This window comes from Curtobacterium sp. B18, from assembly GCF_000333375.1.
Classification (GTDB): domain Bacteria; phylum Actinomycetota; class Actinomycetes; order Actinomycetales; family Microbacteriaceae; genus Curtobacterium.
The window spans coordinates 1-1,583 of sequence record NZ_BACZ01000128.1 but is presented as its reverse complement, the minus strand read 5'-3'; the positions used below and the strand labels follow the sequence as shown (position 1 = coordinate 1,583).

General features: G+C 72.8%; 1 protein-coding gene. It reads right to left on the bottom strand.

The features are described 5' to 3' along the window. Window positions 1-289: 289 nt before the first annotated feature. Window positions 290-1,354, bottom strand: a complete 1,065-nt coding sequence (adhP, locus tag I5E_RS03505) for an alcohol dehydrogenase AdhP (protein ID WP_022905774.1) — start codon at window positions 1,352-1,354, stop codon at window positions 290-292. Window positions 1,355-1,583: the final 229 nt, after the last annotated feature.

Sequence of the window (1,583 nt, the reverse complement as noted above, 5' to 3'; positions counted from 1 at the left end):
CGGTCTCGGCGAGTAGTTGACCGGGATCACCTCGATCGAGTCCTCGGTGCGGAACGCGACGCGTGCAGTGCGAGAGCGGTGGAGGCGTTCCCAGCACTGGTCGGCATCCAACCGGACGACGAGGTCGTCGTCCGGCACCGGGTCCGGCGGTGGCGTGGGGGCGTTCGGCATGGTCATGCCGCCACCGCCGGTCGCGTCGGACCCTGAGCGGACTCCGGGACGATCTCGAGGAGCGCCCAGCACTCCTCGGGTCCGAGGGAACGGTCGGCTGTGCCGAGCACGGCGGCGGTCATCGCCCGACCCGCTCGTCCGGCCCGACCACGAGCGACTCGCGCTCGACGGTCGGCAGTTCGAGCACGATGCGCGCCGGCACACGGCCCGCGAGGACGTCCGCCATCGCGGCGTTCACGTCGGCGAGCGCACGGCGGACCGACACGACGCGGGTCCGGCCGGCGGCGTGCAGCGCGAACACCTCGGCGAGGTCCTGCCGCGTCCCGACGATCGACCCGATGATCGAGATGCCCTTGAGGACGGTGTCGAAGATCGGGATGACCATCGTCCCGTCGGCCGGCAGCGCCACGCACACCAGGCGGCCGCCGCGCTTCAGCGATGCGAAGGCCTGCTCGAACACCTGGGCCGACGCAGCCAGGACGACGGCCACATCGGCTCCGCCGAGCTCCTGGACCTGCGCCGCGGCGTCGCCGGACGACCCGTCGACCGTGTGGTCGGCGCCGAGCTCCCGCGCGAGCCGGAGCTTCTCCGGTTCGATGTCCACCGCGATGACCTCGGCGCCGAAGACCCGCGCGTACTGCACCGCGAGGTGTCCCAGCCCACCGACGCCGAACACCGCCACGGTCTCGGCAGGTACGACGTGCGCGACCTTGAGGGCCTTGTAGGTGGTCACGCCGGCGCAGGTGAGCGGCGCGGCGTCCCACGGGTCGACCCCGTTCGGTACCGGTACGGCGTACCGTGCGTCGGCGACCGCGAACTGGGCGAACGCGCCGTCGATCGAGTACCCGGTGTTCTGCTGCTGCTCGCAGAGCGTCTCCCGTCCGTCCACGCAGTAGCGGCAGGCTCCGCAGGCGTGCCCGAGCCAGGGGAGCGCGACGCGATCGCCGACGCGACGCACGGTGACGTCGGGGCCGACGGCCTCGATGATGCCCACCCCCTCGTGCCCGGGGACGAACGGCGGGGTCGGGCGGACCGGCCAGTCGCCGTGTGCCGCGTGGATGTCGGTGTGGCAGAGACCCGAGGCCTCGATGCGGACGAGGACCTGGCCGGGGCCCGGATCCGGGAGCGGGCGTTCCTCGACGACGAGGGGCTGCCCGAGTGCGTGGACGACTGCTGCCTGCATGGTCGGCCTTTCCGGTGGGTGCGGGGTGGGACGACCTGTCCCTCGTCCGGTTGACGCCCGCACGCTCACGATGTCGGTGCAGCCGGAGGACGGGCAGGGTCGGAGGTCCCGTCGACGACGCTTCACGTCCGCACCACCGTCGCGAGGGCGCTGATCGTCGGCGATCGGTCCGTGACGCATCCGGGGGAGAGCCACACCACGCGGTCGGTACCCCCCGCGACCAGCCGGT